The sequence below is a fragment of the Microbacterium sp. B19 genome, assembly GCF_000333395.1.
Taxonomy (GTDB): Bacteria; Actinomycetota; Actinomycetes; order Actinomycetales; family Microbacteriaceae; genus Microbacterium.
Window position 1 is genome coordinate 1 of the sequence record NZ_BADA01000429.1, and the last position, 974, is coordinate 974.

The 974-nt window shown below is 68.7% G+C and carries 1 protein-coding gene; it reads right to left on the reverse strand.

The window, feature by feature from the left end; all coding sequences use genetic code 11:
- Window positions 1–712: ABC transporter transmembrane domain-containing protein (locus tag I5G_RS15020; protein ID WP_036328641.1), on the reverse strand; the 712-nt coding region annotated here is incomplete at its 3' end.
- Between the last annotated feature and the right edge of the window lie 262 nt (window positions 713–974).

Here is a 974-nt window from a genome sequence, read left to right on the forward strand (position 1 = left end):
ACACGCTCAACGTCTCCTGCGTGATGGCCGACAGCTCCGAGAGCGATTCCTGCGTCTGCGCGGCGATGCGGGCGCGCACCTGTCCGACGCGCCGCTGGACGAGGACCAGGATCGGCATGATGACGACGGCGATGAGCGTCAGCCGCCAGTCGATGAGGATCATCGCCACGAGCGAGGCCACGACGGTCACCGAGTTGCCGAGGATGCTGGTGACGGTGTTCGTGAGAACCCCGGAGACGCCGCCGACGTCGTTCTGCAGCCGCGATTGGATGACACCCGTCTTGGTGCGGGTGAAGAAGCCGAGCTCCATCGCCTGCAGATGGTCGAACAGCCGCACGCGCAGGTCACCCGTGACGCGGTTGCCGACGGTGGCGGTGAACCACGTCTGCGCGACGCCGAGCCCTCCGGACAGCAGGAACAGGACGATCATCGCCGCGACGAGCTCGGTCAGCAGCGCGAGATCGACCGGCGATCCGTCGACGGGGAAGAGCGCGTCGTCGAAGATGCGCTGCACGAGCAGCGGCGGGATGACGGCGAGCGCCGCGCCGAGGACCACGAGGACGATCGTGACCGCGATGCGTCCGCGGTAGGGCCGGAAGAGTGCGGCCACGCGCCGGCCGAGGTCGGGCACGCGCGGCGCCTCGGCGTTGCGCTGCCGTTGACTCTCCGCGTACACACCGCGGAACATGCTTCCGCCCATGCCGCCGCCCATGCTCATGCCGGTCAGCCTACGTCCGACCGACGACATCGGGACGCGCCGGTCGATGTCGGAGGCCACCGATAGACTCGGCGTCCACGCACGGCATCCCCCATCGCCTCTCGATGGGGAATAGCGATCCCCGCCGTTGCTGTTGCCGCCTCACGTTCGTCGCTTTCGTGACGCCACGACGCCCTCCCCTGGATTGGATCTCGCCATGGGCCGGCCACACGGAAACCCCAACGGCCCGGCGACATCCGATACGGGTGTCACCGCG